This is a genomic window from Methylobacterium fujisawaense, assembly GCF_014138435.1.
Classification (GTDB): Bacteria; Pseudomonadota; Alphaproteobacteria; order Rhizobiales; family Beijerinckiaceae; genus Methylobacterium; species Methylobacterium fujisawaense.
Genome location: NZ_JACJIM010000003.1, coordinates 618,026 through 633,475, shown reverse-complemented (window position 1 = coordinate 633,475; position 15,450 = coordinate 618,026). Strand labels below are relative to the sequence as shown.

Sequence of the window (15,450 nt, the reverse complement as noted above, 5' to 3'; positions counted from 1 at the left end):
GCTCAATCCTCCTCGTTCGCGGCCCGCCACAGCGGCAGGTCCGTCAGTTCCAGCGGGTGCGTCGGAGCCTGTTGGCGAGCCGCACGCACCACTCGCGGAGCTGCGCCTTCAGCCGGGCCGCCAGCCGCGCGAAGAAGAGCCTCACCCTCGCGAACAGCAGGGTGCGCAGCCCCGGCGATGTGGGCGGTGATCGCGACGTCATGGGCCAGCCTCTCCAGTTGCTGCCGCTTCGCTGCGGCGTGCGCGGCCTCGATCCGCGCCAGGACGTGCGAGGCGATTTCCTTCGGCGGGCGGTATCGGAGCGCCCACAGCTTCCCGAATGGGATGGCGGCGCGCGTCGCGATCCGGCGCATGGCATTGGCCGTGTCGCCTGGACCGCGGCTCTCGAACCGCAGCAGTTCATCGAAGGCGCTGCGCGCCCGCATCACATCAGCGTCCGGCATTTGAGCTTTCCGCAAAAACCTTTTGCACATCAGCAAATCCGCCCGTGGTTACTGGTGACCACGGACGGAGGGAGCCGACATGCAGAGGGAGTTCTTGAGGGTACGCACGACACACAGCGCGACCGCCGGCTTGCAGGCGATGACGGGCGCGCAGGAGAAGGGACGACCCGGCCGAGGGTCCGAGTTTGCGATGGTCTCGGCCGGGTCGCTCGCCGGCGGGAGGCGTGAGCCTGCGACCGCTGCGATGGGGAACGGATATGCACAGGCCAGTATTCGCCGTTAGCGACACTGATCCGGTGTCCGCGTTACTATTGACGTGGACGGCGGACGATCGGGCGATGTGCACGCACAACGACATCTCAGGCGCGCCTCTTCAGACGCGCCAGACCGCGGCCCACGCGCTCGCGAAGCGAGGCGGCGTTGTCCTGCCCGACAACGACAACGTCCGCCGGTCGCGTAGACCGATCGACGGCCACGGGTTCGACCGGCACGAACACCAGCCCGCGGTCCATGGCCTGGGCCATGCGCAGCAAGTCGGCGAACCGACCGCGATGCGGGAGCAGCGCGAGCAACTCGGTGTCCTGGGACTGGTCCTGCAGCACCTGCGCCGCGGCTTCCAATTCCAGCGCGCGCTGGGCGCTTTCCTCGGGTTCGCTGCTGTCGAGGCGCTCGCCGCGCACGATCTCGGCAGCAAGGCGGCTCGCGTGGATCGCGAACGTGCCAGCGGCGCGGCGGCACGCGCAGCCGAGGGACATCAGGCGCTTGGCGTCGGTCACGGTGGGCTCCAGGCAGGAGACCGCCACCGAGGCTGAGGCCTCGACGCTAGCGACGGCAGGGTCACGCGGCGAAAGGCGAGGGGCGGCGCTCACTGGAGCGCTCCGCAGACGATCAGCCCGGCGCCGACGATGAGGCCGATGTGGCTCGCGCGGCAAACCAGGGCGTCAGACGGACCACCCGAGATCAGGGTGCGCCCAGCGGTGCAGCTCGCGACGGACCATGCACCGAGGAAGAGGCATGCCGCACCCATCAGCGCGCCCCCGACTGCGGGGCGACAGGGCCGCGAACAGGGCAGGCGTTCGAGGGGCCGGTGACCCGCAGCGTCGCGCCCTTGAAGGCACCCGAGCATACGACGCCCTGGACACACGCGCCGTTGACGCCGCGCGCCGTGAAGCTGGTGTGGAAGCTGTCGCTGTCGGCGCAGCCGAACGGCGTGTAGCCGCCGATCGCGATGTCGGTGAACCCGTAGGGCTCGACCGTCTGACGAGCGACGTCGCTATCGGAGCAGCCGGCCAGGACGAGCGTCGCGGCGAGGAGGAGGGCGCGGCGCATCACGCGGCCGCTCCCTCGACGGGCGCGGCACCGCGCTCCGCAGCACGAGCCTGCGCGGTGAAGACGTGATCGATTGCCGTGACCTCACCGCCGGTGATGCGCTGGATCTCGGCAGCCACTTCGATGGAAGGCATGGCATCGCCGTTCTTCACCCGCGTGATGAACGACGGATCGCGGCCCAGCTCCTTCGCCAGGGCGACCACTGTCTTGCCTTCGCGTTTGAGCCAGTCTGCGAGCGTCATGCCGCAAAACATGCATCTCATACACAATGCATGTCAAGCACGTTTGTGCATGGGCGAGCGTGGCGCTCTAAGCCCCTATGGCGACACTAGGCGCATGCCACCGATCGCAAAGCCAAAGCGCGAGCGCCGCCCAAACTTCCTCCGCCAGTGGCGCAAGCACCGCGGCTTCACGCTTGAGGCCGTCGGCGCAGAAGTTGGCATGACCGGGCCCAATTTAGGTCGCGTGGAGAAGGGCGAGGTTCCCTATTCGCAGGACCTGCTCGAATTGCTCGCTGACATGTACGGTTGCGAGATCGCCGACCTTCTCGTGCGTGATCCGTCGGACCCAGAAGGCATGTGGTCGATTTGGGAGCGTGCGCAGCCGGCCCAGAGGAATCAGATCGCCGCTGTGGCCAAGGCGCTGATCGGCGAGGAGGCTAGTAAGGCGTCGCAGCAGAGTACACCTGCTCCAAAACGGGCAAAGGCAGCACGCCGAAGCGCTTGAGGATGACTAGGCGACCCTGCTCGCCCGTCCGCATGTCGCCCCTCCACTTGTAGGCCAGGACGCCGGTCGCTCGCTTCTCTAAGGCTTCGGCCTTCGATACTGCTGCCTCGGGCGAGGGCTCTTGGATCGGCTCATCTCCGATCAGATCTCCTTCGCCATCCCGCCTAAACACTTGGACCATAAATCGCTCGACGACCGGCACCCACTCCTCCCAGGGCTGTGGTGACGCCTAGCTCAAATAGAACATATCAGGAACATGTCTCGTCGCTTTAGCGGAGCTTGAATTAGAGAAGTGTCTTCAGGCGCTTGGCCTGTGGATGACTGTGGAGGGAGACGGCCGCGGCAAAATATGCATCGTATGCATTTTCTGGGTTGACCGAGAAATGTGTATGTGATGCACTATCTCCATCGCCGCTCACCGAGCCGATGGAGCCCCTGATGCTCACCGCCTACACCCACATCGTCGAAGACAGCGCGAACCAGCTCTTCGCTGTTCGTGATGCCGGTTCGACCGAACTCGCCCACGCCGTCCGGGCTCTCCCAGTCAAACGGGTCCGCGGCGCCTACGAGCCGAAGAAGGGCGCCGGCGAGGGCCTGATCCGCCGCCTTGGCTGCCGGGTCGTCGCCACGCTCACCGCGCGGGCCGCGTGATGGGCGCCGTCGTCATCCTCGGCGTCGTCGTCCCGGCGCTGATCGTCGGGACCTTTGCACTCGGCGGCAACGCTCTCGGATGGGGGCGCTGACATGGCCGGCCAGCCTGCGACCGACGTCGACGTCCGGATCGGCGAGCGCATCTGCGCCGCTCGGATCCGGGCTCGCCTCACCCAGCGCACCTTGGCCGCCGCGATCAGCGTCTCGGCCGCCCAGCTCCAGAAGTACGAGAAGGGCACGAACCGCATCAGCGCCATCGCGCTGAGCATCATCGCCAAGCTCACCGGAGCACCGATCGCGTCCTTCTTCGACGAGCCGGAGACGCCCGCACCGCTGACGGCTCCGCAGACCGTCGACAGGGCTCGCGAGCATCTGCTGCGAGCTGCCGACCTCTACGTCGAGGCTCGCTTGGTGGCCGGTAAAGTCGCCAGTCGGCGCGCGCTCAACCTCGTTCCAGAGGCGGCCTGATCATGGCGCGCCTCGACCTCCCTGCCGGCTACCGGATCACCGGCTCCTCCGCCGGCTACGCCGCACACAGCCCCTACGGCCTCCTCGGCGACGACTTCGACTGCTGGGCCGCGGCCTGTTTCGCGGCCCAGGACCACGCCGCTTCGCTCGCGCTGGAGGCTGCCGACGAGCTGGCCGCCATCGCGGATTTCGAAGCTGATGAGCTCCGCGAGGCAGCATGAACGCCCAGCATCCCTTCCGCGCTCAGTTCGGCGCTCTGGCAGAGGCTGCCGAGCCGCTGCCCAGCGCCTCCGAGGCTCTCGGGCGCTTCGAATCCTCCCTCGCGATCCTCGACGCGATCAGCGAGTCCACGCTCTCGGCGGTCCACCACCTAGAGCGGGCCACGATCGCCGGCGCCGGACAGCGCGCCGATATGGGCCGCCTGGAGGACGTCGCCGCGAAGCTGGCTGCCGCCGCCCGCCGCGCAGAGGCCGCCCGCGCTCGCGTCTCCGACAAGCTGGCGGGTGCGCGATGAGCTGCGCCGTTCGCCCCGCCCCGGACCATCAGGCGTTCATCGCCCTGATCGACCGCCACCCCGCCGCCTTCGGCGTGCCGAGCTACTCTGAGCTGGTCCACGCCGTCCACGAGCAGGATCAGCGCGCGTCCGAGTTCTATGGCGCCCTGCGCGCCGCCGCCGAGAACGTCCGCGCGGCGCAGATCCTGATCGCCCAGGCCGCCCTCGATCAGCCACGCGACGACATGCTCCGCGACCTCGTCGAGGCGCTGAAGCACGCGACCGCCGCCAGCATGGTGGCCAACATCGCGCTGTTCACTGCCGAGACCCGCGTCGACCTCGACGGGCGCGACGACGTCACGGTGCTGGCCGATGCGCGCACGCGGCTCCGGGCTGCCGGGAGGCGCCTGTGACCCTCCCTCCTTTCTCCCACACCGAGGCTGTGATGACCCGCTCCGTGCTCCCCTTCGAGATGCGCGAGCCCCGCGCGGTCACCCCCGCCCAGCGCGCGACCTTCCTCGGGATCCGGGCGCCGGTCCGCGCCTGCGAGAGCACCCTCCGCGGCCTCGCCGACGCTGATGGGACGGTGTTCGCGCTGCTCATCCCGGCCGGCTCCCCGGGCCTGGATTGCGAGCGTGCCGAGATGCTCGCCGCCGCCATCAACGCGGGGCTCGGCGTCGCAGGGCAAGCCGCACCGGTAGAGGCCTGAGCGCCATGTCTCTGCTGGCCCCCGATACTATCGAGCGCCCTTCCACGGTGCGCATCCACGCCGACCTCTACCAGGGTACCGACGAGTGGATCGCGGCCCGCTGCGGGATGCTCACCGCCAGCGAGATGTCGCTGATCCTCACGCCGACCCTCAAGGCGGCCAGGAACGAGAAGGAGCGGGCGCACCTCTACGAGCTGCTCGCCCAGCGGATCACCCAGTTTGTCGAGCCGCGCTTCGTCAGCGACGACATGCTGCGCGGCCGAGACGACGAGGTCGAGGCGCTCACCCTCTACGCGAAGCACTATGCGCCAACCGAGACGGTCGGCTTCATCACCAACGACCGCTGGGGCTTCACGCTCGGCTACTCGCCGGACGCGCTGGTGGGCGCCGATGGCCTCGTCGAGTGCAAGTCGCGCCGGCAGAAGTACCAAATCCAGACCTTCCTCGAGCACGTGCCCGAGGGCGCGATCCCGGCCGATTACGTCCTGCAGATCCAGACCGGCCTCCTCGTCTCCGAGCGGCTCTGGTGTGACCTCGTCTCGTATTCCGGCGGCCTGCCGCTCGCGGTGATCCGCGCCTACCCGGACGACGCGATCCAGGCCGCGATCCTGTCCGCCGCCGGCGACTTCGAGCAGCGCCTCCGGGACGCGATGGGCCGCTACCGCGACGCGGTCGCCTCCGCCGGCAGCATCCCGACCCAGCGCATCGAACGGGAGATCATGGCGTGATGGCCGAGATCTGGATGCCCGTCGTTGGATTCCCCGATTACGAGGTCAGCGACACGGGCCGTGTCAGACGGTCCAGGCCGGATGCCCTCAACCACGCATGCCGCGTTCTGGTCCCCTGGTTGGGCAACCACCAGTATCCGACCGTCAGCCTCGCGCGCGATGGCCGGGCCTTCCGTCGCCTCGTCCACCGCCTCGTCTGCGAGGCGTTCCACGGCCCAGCGCCGACGCCAGGACACCAGGTCGCCCATGGCGACGGCACGCGCTGGAACGCTCGCGCCGACAATCTCCGGTGGGCGACACGCGCCGAGAACATGCGCGACTGCATAGCCCACGGCACGCGCGCCACCGGCCCGCGCCATGGCCGGACCACGAAGCCGGAGCGGACCCCGCGCGGAGAGCTGCACGGCCACGCGAAGCTCAGCGAAGCGGCTGTGATCGCCATCAGGTCGGCAACCGCGCGCACCGGGAGGTCCCTGGCGGCCGAGCACGGGATCAGTCCTGCCACCGTCTGTCTGATCCGCTCGAAGAAAATCTGGAGGCACCTGTGATCGACATCTCGCAGACCACTGCCCCTCGGTCGGACCAGCTCAACGCCGACGACCTGATCGGCGGCCCGCGCACCATCACGGTTACGCGCGTGTCGAAGATGAAGGAGCCGGACCAGCCGATCGCGATCTACTTCGAGGGCGACGGTGGCAAGCCCTACAAGCCCGGCAAGTCGATGCGCCGCGTGCTCCTGCGGATCTGGGGCCAGGACGGCACCGCCTACGTCGGTCGGCGGATGACCCTCTACCGGGACGACGCCGTGCAGTTCGGCGGCGCGGCCGTCGGCGGGATCCGGATCAGCCACATGTCCGGGATCTCCTCGGCAGTGACGATGGCGCTCACGGTGACCCGGGCCAGCCGCAAGCCGTTCACGGTGAAGCCGCTGCCCGAGAAGCGCTCGCGCGCGCCGGAGAAGAGGCAGGATGATCCTGCTCCGGCCGGTGAGCAGCAGGACGCGCCCCGCCAGCCGTCCTCGCGCGACCGCCTGTACGCCGCCGCCCGGGCCGAGGCCGCGAAGGGCAGCGACGCGCTGCGTTTCTTCCGCGCCGACCTCGACCCGCGGGCCGACCGCGCTTTGGACGCCATCGCCGACGATCTGGAGCGGATCGCCGCCGCCGCTGATGTCGCCGACGACGACGGATTCCCGGGCTTCGCGCCTCCCGCCGAGGAGGCCGCCTGAGATGGCCCCCATCTTCTGCGCCGACTGCGGCACCGAGTGCGCCCTGGTCGACGGCCGCGACGTCGATGCGCACAATCCCGAAATTGCCGACGCGTGGGTATGGGCGTGCCCGGTGTGCCCGGCATCGTGGGCGCATCAAGACAAGGACGGCGGCTGTGTCGGGCTCCCGGCCGGTCAGGCCACGGTCAACGCCCGCGCGCTGCTCCGCCTGCAGGTGATGGTGCCGCTCGTCCGGCAGGCCCCGCCGAACGAGCAGACCCTCGCCGCTGCCCGCGTCCGCGCCTTCCTCGCTGACCATCTGGATCTGGCCGACCAGGAGGGGCTTCTCGCGAACCTCAACCTGGATCAGCTCCGGCAGGCTTGGCGCATCCTCCACGCTGCGACCTACGACGACGTGCGGATCTGGGCGCAGCGGCACCGCGGCACGAAGCGGCGCACCCCGGCGAGCGGCGAAGGGGTGGCGGCGTGAACGCGCCCGCACCGATCCTCCGTGGCTCGAAGCAGCACGACCTCTTCGCGCTGACGGCCGAGCGCTTGGTCTACGATGACGCCGTCGAGATGACCCTCGCCTCGCTCCAGGCCTACGGCCCGCAGCACGAGCACTGGGCGATGGCGTGGTCGGGTGGCAAGGACTCGACCGCAACGCTGACGCTGATTGTCCACCTGATCGAGGCCGGCCGGCTTGCGCCGCCGAAGACGCTCACCGTCTACTATGCCGACACCCGCCAGGAGCTAACGCCGCTCGCGATCGCGGCGGCTGACGTCATGGCGCGACTCGCCCGCTTCCCGTGGATCCGGCTGCGCGTCGTCGCCGCGCCGCTCGATCGACGATTCCTCGTCTACATCCTCGGCCGGGGCGTCCCGCCGCCGAACAACAACACGCTCCGCTGGTGCACCCGGCAGATCAAGATCGACCCGATGGCTGCCGCGATCGAGGCCGACCTCGCCGGCCTGCCCGAGACCGACACGGTGCTGACGATCACCGGCGTCCGCCAAGGCGAGAGCGCGATCCGCGACAAGCGAATCGAGATGAGCTGCTCGAAGGACGGCGCCGAGTGCGGGCAGGGTTGGTATCAGCAGCTCCTCCCCGACATGAAGGGCGTCCGCGGGCGCCTCGCGACCCTCGCGCCGATCCTGCACTGGCGGGTCTGCAACGTCTGGGACTGGCTGCGGGTCTACGCGCCGATGCGCGCCTATGGCGGTTGGGCGACGGCGATGCTGGCCGACGCCTATGGGGGCGTTGAGGCCGAGGAGGCGAACGCGCGCACCGGCTGCGTCGGGTGCCCACTCGCCGCCCGGGACAAGGCCCTCGAGGCGGTCGTGGCGCTGCCGGCCTGGTCGTACCTCGCGCCGTTGCTCGGCCTGCGCCCGATCTACCGGGAGTTGCGGCTCGCCAGGAACCGGCTGCGCCAGCCTGGCGGCGAGACTCGCAAGGACGGCACGCTGGTGCCGAACCAGCAGCGCATGGGCCCGATCACCCTGCCGGCGCGCCTCGACGCGCTCGACCGGATCCTCGCCATCCAGGCGGCCTGCAACGCCGTGGCTGATCGGCTCGGCCGGCCGCACGTCGACCTGCTCAACGCCGAGGAGGAAGCGCGCATCCGCGAGCTGATCGCGGCCGGCACGTGGCCGCAGCGCTGGACCGGCGACGAGCCGACCGCGGACGTGCCGCTCGATGCGATCTTCCCCGACGGCTCGGTGCAGCCGCTCCTCTTCGGAGCGGACTGATGCTCGTTGCCCCCGTCCAGCACATCGAGGCGATCGACCGCGCGGAGCTGAACCGGCTCCTCGTCCGCTGGGGCCATCGCATGGGCCCGTACCAGCGCACGAGCTACGCGATCAAGGCGCACCACGCGATGTTCGAGCGCGGCGAGCCGGTCGCGGTGACGGCCGCGGGTGAAACCGTGCGCCACGTCGTCGGGCAGACCGGGATCCGACGCGAGCAGTGCGTCGAGCTGGCCCGCATGTGTGCGGCCCGGCCCGGTCTCTGCCGGCCGATGCTCCGTCTGTGGTGCGAGATGCTGTTCCCGGCGATCGCCGCCACCCACGGCCGCGCGCTCGCGGTCTTCTACCAAGACGAGGCCCTGCACTCTGGCGACCTCTCCCGCTTCGACGGCTGGCCGCTGGTCGGCCGCGGCGGTGGCGGCGGTCCGGACAGCCGGACCGGCCGCCCGGGGCGCCGCATGAAGATCTGGGCTGGCCGCGCGACGTCGCTGCCGCCGCTCTCACCCCCATCCCCGAAGCCGCGGAGTAGCCCCATGGCCGAATTGGTCTCAGACGGTGATGTCGACCACACGCTTCTGCGACGGGAGAAGGTTCAGACCGCCCTTTCTCTCCTGAATGCTCTCATCGTCGGACCCTTGCACTGCCGCCGTGACGGTATGCAGTCCCGCCCTGTGTTCGATCGCGGCCTCAGCTCGTGCCGATTGGATCATCTCCGTCGCCCTTACAGGCCCGACGGCGTTGATCGAGGTGGTGATCGTCATGGCTCGGACCTCCTCAAGCAGGATCTGAGCACGAGATCATTAAGCGATCAGTTTCGTATATCCGGTCAATTTTTCAGATCCGTGAAAGCGCAGCTGAACAACAGTCTTTCGGCCCTCATCTCTCTGATCTCGGAGTAGGAGCATGGCCGAGTCCAGTTCCATCACGCGCGAGATGATCGACGCGGCCGCTGCGGCGATCGCCAACGCTCGAGCCGGCCGGCGCGGCTCGCCGATGCATCCGACGGCGCGGGGCCGCTCGCACATCCCGGACCACGCCCGGCCGGTGCTGTGGAAGGACAGAAAGCTAGGAGGGGGAAGTGCCGCGTAGCGTCCGCACATCCGAACGGCCGGAGCGCCCCGCACTTCCGTTCGCACCCAAGGGCATCTCGCGGTTGGAGGCCGCCCGCTACGTCGGCGTCTCCGTGACCACCTTCGACGAGATGGTACGAGAGAGGCTGATGCCTCGGCCGAAGCAGGTTGGCACGCGCGTGCTTTGGGATCGCGCGCAAGTCGATCTATTCTTCGAGGCGCTGCCGGAACGCGAGGCGAACCAGGAGAGCGACGAGGATATCCTGGCGAGGCTCGGGTGACGCGCATCCGAGTGAAGGGGTTCAAGATCTTCGCGGACCGGCACGGCGCCATGCGGTGCTACCACCGGACGACCGGCGAGAAGATCGACCTGAAGAAGGCGCCGCTTGGATCCGCTGCGTTCTTCGCGGAGGTGGCGCGGATCGGGAAGAGCGCCGAGACCGCCGCTGCGCCCAAGGCCGGCACGCTCGGCAGCCTGATCGTCGCCTACCGCGCGCACGCGGCCTTCACCGACTTGGCCCCGCAGACGCGCGCAGACTATCAGAAGGTCCTCGACTATCTGAAGGACATCGACGGCACAGACCTTGAGCGGTTCACGCGCCCGTTCGTGGTGAAGGTCAGGGACCGCGCGGCCGAGCGGAAGGGGCGTCGATTCGGCAACTACGTGAAGGCGGTGCTGTCGCTGATGTTCGCCTGGGGGTCGGAGCGCGGCCACCTGCCAGCGAACACGGCCACCGGCATCAAGGATCTGCGCAAGAAGAAGGGTGAGCCCGACGCCAACCGCCCTTGGTCAGACGCCGAGCGCGAAGCTGTGCTGGCCGCCGCGCCGCCGCACATCCTCACTCCGGTCGCCTTGATGATGTTCACCGGCCTCGGACCGAAGGAGGCGCTCGGCCTACCGCGGGAGGCCTTTCGCGATGGTGAGCTGTCGACGAGTCGAGCCAAGACAGGCGAGCCAGTGTTCTGGCCCGCGCCGCTACCGCTCACGATGATCCTGGCCGCCGCGCCGGAGCACACGGCGCCGACCCTGTGCGCGAACTCCGAGGGTAAACCCTGGACGCTCAGCGGATTCCGCGCGTCGTGGCGGCCGATTCGATTGAAGCTGGAGAAGGCGGGGAGGGTGCAGCCAGGCCTCACGCTCTATGGGCTGCGGCACACCCTGGCCGTCGTGCTACGCGAGATCGGGCACGACGAGAGAGCCATCGCCGACGCGCTGGGACAGCGCACGATCGAGATGGCCCGGCACTATGCGAAGGGTGCGGATTTGGCGCCGAAGATGCGAGCGCTGGTGGCTTCGCTAGACGCCGAGTTTGCGCGCCGAAGCGCGGGCGGCCGTCAAACCCAGAGGCCAGAAACGTCAAACCCGCCAGGAGGCGGTTTGGGTCAAACGAGCAAAATCAAGAAGTTAGATGGTAGCGAGGGAGGGATTTGAACCCCCGACACAAGGATTATGATTCCTCTGCTCTAACCAGCTGAGCTACCCCGCCACGCGACACGACCGTCCGCGAGGACGATGCGTGCAGTGGCCGCGGTATAGGAAGAGCGGACGCTCGCTGTCAACGGTTTTGGGTGCGCAAAGCGCGCGTCCGGATCGAGCTCGATCCATGTCCCGCCGATCGCCGACGGGACAGCCCGGCTGTCACCGGAAGTCGACCGTCGCCGATGCGGCGGCCATGTGCGGTCCGTCGAAGCCCGCTAGGTTGACACACGGGCCGCCTGAAGGCCCGTCACATCGCGGAGCGTTCGATGACAGCGCGCACGAACCATCGTCGGAACACTAGCCTCGCCGCCCTTCTCGTGCTGGGCGTGCCGCTCCTCGCCGGCCCGGCCATCGCGGCGGGCAACGACGCCACCTATCGCGCGGCCCTCACCGGCAGCAGCGAGGTCCCGGCGACCACAGGCGCCGGCACGGGCGAGATCACCGCGACCTTCGATCCCGCCGCCAAGCGCCTCAGCTGGTCGGGACGATACAGCGGTCTCACCGGCCCGGTCACGGCCGCCCATTTCCATGGTCCGGCCAAGGCCGGTGAGAATGCCGGCGTGCTGGTTCCGGTGACGGCGGCGAGCAGTCCCTTCTCCGGCGAGGCGATCCTCGACGACGCGAAGGCCGCCCATCTCGCTGCGGGCCGCATCTACTTCAACCTTCACACCGCCGCGAACCCGAAGGGTGAGATCCGCGGCCAGCTGGAGCGCGCGCCCTGATCGGGAATGGCGAGAGCCTCGACGTTCCCGATCGCGCCCGGTAGGCGGATCCCATCCTCCTGCCGGAGCTTTCGATGAAGCAGATCGACGCCATCATCGCCTGGACGCCCCTGCGTTGGGCAGAGCTGAAGCCGGAAACCGCCGGGCAGGTCGTCGTCCTGCCCGCACCCGACACGGCGGGCGAGGCGAAGCGCTACATGATGCGCGCCGGCGCCAGCTCGTCCGCCCTGGCCGCCTTGTCGGAAGAGGCGCGCATCGCCCGCCTCTTCATCGACTTCCAGACCCTCGTGGTCCGCGACGGGATCGACCCGCAGGCGGCCCACCGGGCGTTTCTGACGATCGACGAATATCGGTTCCGCATAGCCCCCGACACCGAGGGTGCGGAGTTCGAGGATCCGCCCGAGGAGGATTAGCCTTCTGCCCGCGGCCGGCCGTTGCGTCGTGCTCACGCAAGCGTGAGAATTATGAATGCACACAGGCCGAAGCCGCCCTATCTTCCGATGGGTCGTAATTTCGTCCGAGGCCGGCCATGCCCGTATCCCGTCGCGCCGTCATCGCCGCAGCGGCCCTCGCCCCGCTCGCAGGGCGATTCGCCACCGCGGCGGAGCCGCTGATCCGCCGCCCGATCCCCTCCACCGGCGAGATGCTTCCGGCCATCGGGATCGGCACGTCCCGACGCTACGAGGTCGAGCCGACGCCCGACGCGGTGGCGCCGCTGAAGGAGGCGGTGAAGACCTTCGTCGCCCTCGGCGGCTCGGTGATCGACACGGCCCCGAGCTACGGGACCGCCGAGGACGTCCTCGGATTGATCCTGGCGGAGCCCGGCCTGCGCCAGAAAATCTTCCTCGCCAGCAAGGTCGACACGACCGGCCGCGATGCGACGCTGGCGGAGTTCGAGCGGTCGCTCAAGCGGATGAAGGTCGATACACTCGATCTCGTGGCGGTCCACAATCTGATCGACGTGACCGAGAATCTGGCGATTCTGCGGGATCTGAAGGATCGCAAACGCATCCGCTATGTCGGCGTCACGGTCTGGCGCGACAACCAGCTCGACGCGCTCGAAGCCGTCATGAAGCGCGAGACGCTCGACTTCATCCAGGTGAACTACGCCATCGACAACCGTGCCGCCGCCGAGCGCGTGATCCCGCTCGCCGCGGACCGCGGCGTGGCGGTGATGACCAACGTGCCGTTCGGCCGCGACCGCCTGTTTAAGGCGGTCCAGGGCAAGGAACTGCCGGCTTTCGCCAAGGACCTCGGCTGCGCGAGCTGGCCGCAGGTCTTCCTGAAATACGTGCTCGGCAATCCGGCCGTGACCTGCCCGATCCCCGGCATGGCGAAGGCCGCCTATGTCGAGGACAACCTCGGCGCCGCGCGGGGCAAGCTCCCGGATGCGGCGCAGCGCAAGCAGATGGAGATGTTCATCGATGCGGTCTGATCTCACCTCGCGCCGCGCGGCGCTCGCCCTCGCGGCCGGACTCGCCGTCGCCGCGGCCATGCCCGCGCTGGCCCAGGACGGCCCGAAAAAGATCCGGATCGGCGTCATCGGGGCCGGAAATATCGGCGGTACGATCGGGACGCTCTGGGTCAAGGACGGCCACGAGGTGATGTTCGCCTCCCGCCACCCGGAGCAGCTGGCGGCGATGGTCTCGGAGCTGGGACCGAACGCCAAGGCCGGCACGCCCGAGGACGCGATCAAGTTCGGCGATGCCGTGTTCATCGCCGTCCCCTACAAGGCCTATCCGGATCTCGCGAAGGAGATTGGCCCGGCTCTCAACGGCAAGGTCGTCCTTGACGCCGGCAACGCCACGCAGAAGCGCGACGGCGCGCTCTACGACGAGGTCCAGGCCAGCGGGATCGGCGCCACCTCGGCCAAGTACTTTCCCGGCGCCAAACTGGTGCGCGCCTTCAATGCGGCCAACTACAAGGTCTTCGCCAAGGAAGGCGCCGATGGCGGCAAGGGTCGCGCAGGCGGACGGATGGCGATCCCGATCGCCGGGGATGACCCGGAGGCTCTGAAGGTCGCCGAGGGCCTCGTCCGCGACGCCGGCTTCGATCCGGTGGTGGTCGGTCCGCTCAAGGAAGCCGACAAGTTCGCCATGGGCTCCCAGGGCTTCGGTCACGACGTGACCGCGTCGGAGATGCGCCAGAAACTCGGACTGGCGCAGTAGGGGCGTCATCCGATCCGTCGCCACGCCGTGCGGAGGCGACGGGTCGGACCGAGTCTCCGTGAGGGAGGCTTGCCCGAGGGAAAGCCCATTCCGGTGAGATCGGCCCATGTCTGAACCCGCACCCGCCCGCGGCACGCTCGCGCGCCTGATTGACGTTCAGCCCGGCGAGGGTCGGGCGCTGGCGTGGTCCTGGGCCTACATCTTCTCGATCCTGGCCGCCTACTACGTGCTGCGCCCGATCCGGGATCAGATGGGCGTCGCCGGCGGCATCGAAAACCTGCCCTGGCTGTTCACCGCCACCCTGGTGGGCATGCTCGCCCTCAACCTGCCCTTCGCCTACCTGGTGAAGCGGATGCCGCGGGCGCGGTTCGTGCCGATCACCTACCGGTTCTTCGCGGCCAACATCCTGGCCTTCGCGCTGACGCTCTATCTCGCCCCCGCCGAGTGGGGCGTGTGGATCGGCCGGGTGTTCTTCGTCTGGCTGTCGATCTTCAACCTTTTCGTGGTCTCGATCTTCTGGGCGACGATCGTCGACGTGTTCTCGAACGCCCAGGGCAAGCGCCTGTTCGGCTTCATCGCGGCCGGCGCGACGCTCGGCGCCATCGCGGGTTCGGCGACGACCGCGATCCTCGCCAAGAACGTCCCGACCTGGGGCCTTATGCTCTGCGCGGTGGTGCTCCTCGAGATCGCCGTGTTCTGCATGCGCGGTCTCGCGGCCCTGTCGACGCAGCTGCACGAGGTGCCGGGCCGCGACCGCAGCGCCGATGACGGGCAGGATCGGACGATCGGCGGCAGCGTGCTCGCCGGCGTCACGCGGACCTTCGCGTCCCCCTACCTGCTCAACATCTCGCTGTTCCTGCTCCTGTTCTCGGTGACCTCGACCTTCCTGTATTTCGAGCAGGCGGGCATCGCCAAGCGGAGCTTCCCGGACCGGGGTGCGCAGACCGCCTTCTTCGCCAGCGTCGACCTCGCGGTGAACGTCCTGACGCTGGGAATCCAGCTGTTCCTCACCGGCCGGATCGTGAATCGCATCGGCGTCGCCCTGACGCTGGCGATCCTGCCGGCCTTCAGCATCCTCGGCTTCGCGGCGCTCGCCGTCTGGCCCACGATCGGCGTGATCGTCGCGTTCCAAGTCCTGCGCCGGGCCGGCAACTTCGCCATCGCGCGACCGGTGCGCGAGGTGCTGTTCACCGTCGTCCCGCGGGAGGATCGCTACAAGGCCAAGAGCTTCATCGACACGGTGGTCTACCGCCTGGGCGACCAAGTCGGCGCATGGTCGTTCACGGGCATCCAGGGCGTCGGATTCGGCAGCGCCGGCGTGGCAAGCGCCGCGATCCCGCTCTCGGTGGCGTGGCTCGTGAACAGCCTCTGGCTCGGGCGCGCACAGGACCGGCGCCGGGACGAGCAGGCGACGGAGCCGGTCGGTGAGTCAGCGCGGCCCATGCCGTTCGGTCGTGGGGCGGCCTCGCCCGGCCGGTGAACGACGCGGGCCGGCCTACCGGTGCCGCATGAA

The 15,450-nt window shown here is 68.9% G+C and carries 25 protein-coding genes and 1 tRNA gene; 21 read left to right on the top strand and 5 right to left on the bottom strand.

Annotation, left to right across the window (positions count from 1 at the left end):
* Positions 1–2 precede the first annotated feature (2 nt).
* The 4 genes from GGQ91_RS12195 to GGQ91_RS12180 form a co-directional block, all read right to left on the bottom strand.
* Entirely contained in the window at positions 3–443 is a 441-nt protein-coding gene (locus tag GGQ91_RS12195) for a hypothetical protein (RefSeq protein ID WP_182592038.1), read from the bottom strand.
* Between the two features lie 359 nt (positions 444–802).
* Positions 803–1,219, bottom strand: a complete 417-nt coding sequence (locus GGQ91_RS12190) for a hypothetical protein (protein ID WP_182592037.1) — start codon at positions 1,217–1,219, stop codon at positions 803–805.
* 250 nt (positions 1,220–1,469) lie between these two features.
* Complete coding sequence (locus GGQ91_RS12185) at positions 1,470–1,775, bottom strand: hypothetical protein (RefSeq protein ID WP_182592036.1); 306 nt, start codon at positions 1,773–1,775, stop codon at positions 1,470–1,472.
* Positions 1,772–2,014: a helix-turn-helix domain-containing protein gene (locus tag GGQ91_RS12180; protein WP_246410653.1), complete on the bottom strand. Its 243-nt coding sequence runs from the start codon at positions 2,012–2,014 to the stop codon at positions 1,772–1,774. The genes GGQ91_RS12185 and GGQ91_RS12180 overlap by 4 nt, the downstream gene beginning before the upstream one ends.
* Before the next feature lie 94 nt (positions 2,015–2,108).
* Between GGQ91_RS12180 and GGQ91_RS12175 the strand changes: the two genes are divergently transcribed.
* The 16 genes from GGQ91_RS12175 (at position 2,109) to GGQ91_RS12100 (ending at position 10,999) form a co-directional block, all read left to right on the top strand.
* The gene (locus GGQ91_RS12175; RefSeq protein ID WP_182592034.1) at positions 2,109–2,498 is read left to right on the top strand and encodes a helix-turn-helix domain-containing protein; all 390 of its coding nucleotides are present in this window, start codon (positions 2,109–2,111) and stop codon (positions 2,496–2,498) included.
* A 438-nt stretch (positions 2,499–2,936) separates the two neighbouring features.
* Positions 2,937–3,149 (top strand): hypothetical protein, encoded by a 213-nt coding sequence (locus GGQ91_RS12170; RefSeq protein ID WP_182592033.1) that lies wholly within the window; start codon positions 2,937–2,939, stop codon positions 3,147–3,149.
* Between the two features lie 93 nt (positions 3,150–3,242).
* On the top strand, positions 3,243–3,617 hold the full coding sequence (locus GGQ91_RS12165; protein WP_182592032.1) for a helix-turn-helix domain-containing protein: 375 nt from the start codon (positions 3,243–3,245) through the stop codon (positions 3,615–3,617).
* Between the two features lie 2 nt (positions 3,618–3,619).
* Positions 3,620–3,838 (top strand): hypothetical protein, encoded by a 219-nt coding sequence (locus tag GGQ91_RS12160; protein WP_182592031.1) that lies wholly within the window; start codon positions 3,620–3,622, stop codon positions 3,836–3,838.
* Positions 3,835–4,131: a hypothetical protein gene (locus GGQ91_RS12155; protein ID WP_182592030.1), complete on the top strand. Its 297-nt coding sequence runs from the start codon at positions 3,835–3,837 to the stop codon at positions 4,129–4,131. Before GGQ91_RS12160 ends, GGQ91_RS12155 begins: the two co-directional genes overlap by 4 nt.
* Positions 4,128–4,523: a hypothetical protein gene (locus GGQ91_RS12150; protein ID WP_182592029.1), complete on the top strand. Its 396-nt coding sequence runs from the start codon at positions 4,128–4,130 to the stop codon at positions 4,521–4,523. The genes GGQ91_RS12155 and GGQ91_RS12150 overlap by 4 nt, the downstream gene beginning before the upstream one ends.
* On the top strand, positions 4,520–4,819 hold the full coding sequence (locus tag GGQ91_RS12145) for a hypothetical protein (RefSeq protein WP_182592028.1): 300 nt from the start codon (positions 4,520–4,522) through the stop codon (positions 4,817–4,819). Before GGQ91_RS12150 ends, GGQ91_RS12145 begins: the two co-directional genes overlap by 4 nt.
* Positions 4,820–4,824: 5 nt before the next feature.
* Positions 4,825–5,547, top strand: coding sequence for a YqaJ viral recombinase family protein (locus GGQ91_RS12140; protein WP_182592027.1), 723 nt, complete (start codon positions 4,825–4,827; stop codon positions 5,545–5,547).
* On the top strand, positions 5,547–6,095 hold the full coding sequence (locus GGQ91_RS12135) for an NUMOD4 motif-containing HNH endonuclease (RefSeq protein ID WP_182592026.1): 549 nt from the start codon (positions 5,547–5,549) through the stop codon (positions 6,093–6,095). Before GGQ91_RS12140 ends, GGQ91_RS12135 begins: the two co-directional genes overlap by 1 nt.
* Positions 6,092–6,772 (top strand): hypothetical protein, encoded by a 681-nt coding sequence (locus GGQ91_RS12130; protein ID WP_182592025.1) that lies wholly within the window; start codon positions 6,092–6,094, stop codon positions 6,770–6,772. Before GGQ91_RS12135 ends, GGQ91_RS12130 begins: the two co-directional genes overlap by 4 nt.
* 1 nt (position 6,773) lies before the next feature.
* Positions 6,774–7,241 carry a hypothetical protein gene (locus GGQ91_RS12125; RefSeq protein ID WP_182592024.1) on the top strand — a complete coding sequence of 156 codons (468 nt, stop codon included), beginning with the start codon at positions 6,774–6,776 and terminating at the stop codon, positions 7,239–7,241.
* Positions 7,238–8,500, top strand: coding sequence for a phosphoadenosine phosphosulfate reductase domain-containing protein (locus GGQ91_RS12120; protein ID WP_182592023.1), 1,263 nt, complete (start codon positions 7,238–7,240; stop codon positions 8,498–8,500). The genes GGQ91_RS12125 and GGQ91_RS12120 overlap by 4 nt, the downstream gene beginning before the upstream one ends.
* Positions 8,500–9,396 (top strand): hypothetical protein, encoded by an 897-nt coding sequence (locus tag GGQ91_RS12115; RefSeq protein WP_182592022.1) that lies wholly within the window; start codon positions 8,500–8,502, stop codon positions 9,394–9,396. Before GGQ91_RS12120 ends, GGQ91_RS12115 begins: the two co-directional genes overlap by 1 nt.
* Before the next feature lie 4 nt (positions 9,397–9,400).
* On the top strand, positions 9,401–9,586 hold the full coding sequence (locus GGQ91_RS12110) for a hypothetical protein (protein ID WP_182592147.1): 186 nt from the start codon (positions 9,401–9,403) through the stop codon (positions 9,584–9,586).
* Positions 9,576–9,848: an excisionase family DNA-binding protein gene (locus GGQ91_RS12105; protein WP_182592021.1), complete on the top strand. Its 273-nt coding sequence runs from the start codon at positions 9,576–9,578 to the stop codon at positions 9,846–9,848. Before GGQ91_RS12110 ends, GGQ91_RS12105 begins: the two co-directional genes overlap by 11 nt.
* On the top strand, positions 9,845–10,999 hold the full coding sequence (locus tag GGQ91_RS12100; protein WP_182592020.1) for an integrase: 1,155 nt from the start codon (positions 9,845–9,847) through the stop codon (positions 10,997–10,999). The genes GGQ91_RS12105 and GGQ91_RS12100 overlap by 4 nt, the downstream gene beginning before the upstream one ends.
* Here GGQ91_RS12100 and GGQ91_RS12095 read toward each other — a convergent pair.
* A tRNA-Met gene (locus GGQ91_RS12095) sits at positions 10,978–11,054 on the bottom strand. The genes GGQ91_RS12100 and GGQ91_RS12095 overlap by 22 nt on opposite strands.
* Positions 11,055–11,313: 259 nt before the next feature.
* Between GGQ91_RS12095 and GGQ91_RS12090 the strand changes: the two genes are divergently transcribed.
* From GGQ91_RS12090 to GGQ91_RS12070, 5 genes are all read left to right on the top strand, one after another.
* Positions 11,314–11,769, top strand: a complete 456-nt coding sequence (locus GGQ91_RS12090) for a CHRD domain-containing protein (protein ID WP_182592019.1) — start codon at positions 11,314–11,316, stop codon at positions 11,767–11,769.
* 74 nt (positions 11,770–11,843) lie between these two features.
* Positions 11,844–12,182, top strand: a complete 339-nt coding sequence (locus GGQ91_RS12085) for a hypothetical protein (RefSeq protein WP_043348958.1) — start codon at positions 11,844–11,846, stop codon at positions 12,180–12,182.
* A gap of 116 nt (positions 12,183–12,298) precedes the next feature.
* A complete protein-coding gene (locus GGQ91_RS12080) occupies positions 12,299–13,204 on the top strand; it encodes an aldo/keto reductase (RefSeq protein WP_111474241.1) in 906 nt (301 codons plus the stop codon).
* Positions 13,194–13,937, top strand: coding sequence for an NADPH-dependent F420 reductase (locus GGQ91_RS12075; protein WP_182592018.1), 744 nt, complete (start codon positions 13,194–13,196; stop codon positions 13,935–13,937). The genes GGQ91_RS12080 and GGQ91_RS12075 overlap by 11 nt, the downstream gene beginning before the upstream one ends.
* Positions 13,938–14,043: 106 nt before the next feature.
* The gene (locus tag GGQ91_RS12070; protein WP_182592017.1) at positions 14,044–15,417 is read left to right on the top strand and encodes an NTP/NDP exchange transporter; all 1,374 of its coding nucleotides are present in this window, start codon (positions 14,044–14,046) and stop codon (positions 15,415–15,417) included.
* The last annotated feature ends 33 nt before the right edge of the window (positions 15,418–15,450 follow it).

What these genes read in the sequence shown, in the direction of transcription:
- GGQ91_RS12075 (WP_182592018.1), top strand. Translation starts at nt 13,194, where the DNA reads ATGCGGTCTGATCTCACCTCGCGCCGCGCGGCGCTCGCCCTCGCGGCC.
- GGQ91_RS12125 (WP_182592024.1), top strand. Translation starts at nt 6,774, where the DNA reads ATGGCCCCCATCTTCTGCGCCGACTGCGGCACCGAGTGCGCCCTGGTC.
- GGQ91_RS12090 (WP_182592019.1), top strand. Translation starts at nt 11,314, where the DNA reads ATGACAGCGCGCACGAACCATCGTCGGAACACTAGCCTCGCCGCCCTT.
- GGQ91_RS12195 (WP_182592038.1), bottom strand. Translation starts at nt 443, where the DNA reads ATGCCGGACGCTGATGTGATGCGGGCGCGCAGCGCCTTCGATGAACTG.
- GGQ91_RS12080 (WP_111474241.1), top strand. Translation starts at nt 12,299, where the DNA reads ATGCCCGTATCCCGTCGCGCCGTCATCGCCGCAGCGGCCCTCGCCCCG.
- GGQ91_RS12160 (WP_182592031.1), top strand. Translation starts at nt 3,620, where the DNA reads ATGGCGCGCCTCGACCTCCCTGCCGGCTACCGGATCACCGGCTCCTCC.
- GGQ91_RS12150 (WP_182592029.1), top strand. Translation starts at nt 4,128, where the DNA reads ATGAGCTGCGCCGTTCGCCCCGCCCCGGACCATCAGGCGTTCATCGCC.
- GGQ91_RS12170 (WP_182592033.1), top strand. Translation starts at nt 2,937, where the DNA reads ATGCTCACCGCCTACACCCACATCGTCGAAGACAGCGCGAACCAGCTC.
- GGQ91_RS12115 (WP_182592022.1), top strand. Translation starts at nt 8,500, where the DNA reads ATGCTCGTTGCCCCCGTCCAGCACATCGAGGCGATCGACCGCGCGGAG.
- GGQ91_RS12135 (WP_182592026.1), top strand. Translation starts at nt 5,547, where the DNA reads ATGGCCGAGATCTGGATGCCCGTCGTTGGATTCCCCGATTACGAGGTC.
- GGQ91_RS12110 (WP_182592147.1), top strand. Translation starts at nt 9,401, where the DNA reads ATGGCCGAGTCCAGTTCCATCACGCGCGAGATGATCGACGCGGCCGCT.
- GGQ91_RS12070 (WP_182592017.1), top strand. Translation starts at nt 14,044, where the DNA reads ATGTCTGAACCCGCACCCGCCCGCGGCACGCTCGCGCGCCTGATTGAC.
- GGQ91_RS12140 (WP_182592027.1), top strand. Translation starts at nt 4,825, where the DNA reads ATGTCTCTGCTGGCCCCCGATACTATCGAGCGCCCTTCCACGGTGCGC.
- GGQ91_RS12180 (WP_246410653.1), bottom strand. Translation starts at nt 2,014, where the DNA reads ATGACGCTCGCAGACTGGCTCAAACGCGAAGGCAAGACAGTGGTCGCC.
- GGQ91_RS12085 (WP_043348958.1), top strand. Translation starts at nt 11,844, where the DNA reads ATGAAGCAGATCGACGCCATCATCGCCTGGACGCCCCTGCGTTGGGCA.
- GGQ91_RS12155 (WP_182592030.1), top strand. Translation starts at nt 3,835, where the DNA reads ATGAACGCCCAGCATCCCTTCCGCGCTCAGTTCGGCGCTCTGGCAGAG.
- GGQ91_RS12175 (WP_182592034.1), top strand. Translation starts at nt 2,109, where the DNA reads ATGCCACCGATCGCAAAGCCAAAGCGCGAGCGCCGCCCAAACTTCCTC.
- GGQ91_RS12165 (WP_182592032.1), top strand. Translation starts at nt 3,243, where the DNA reads ATGGCCGGCCAGCCTGCGACCGACGTCGACGTCCGGATCGGCGAGCGC.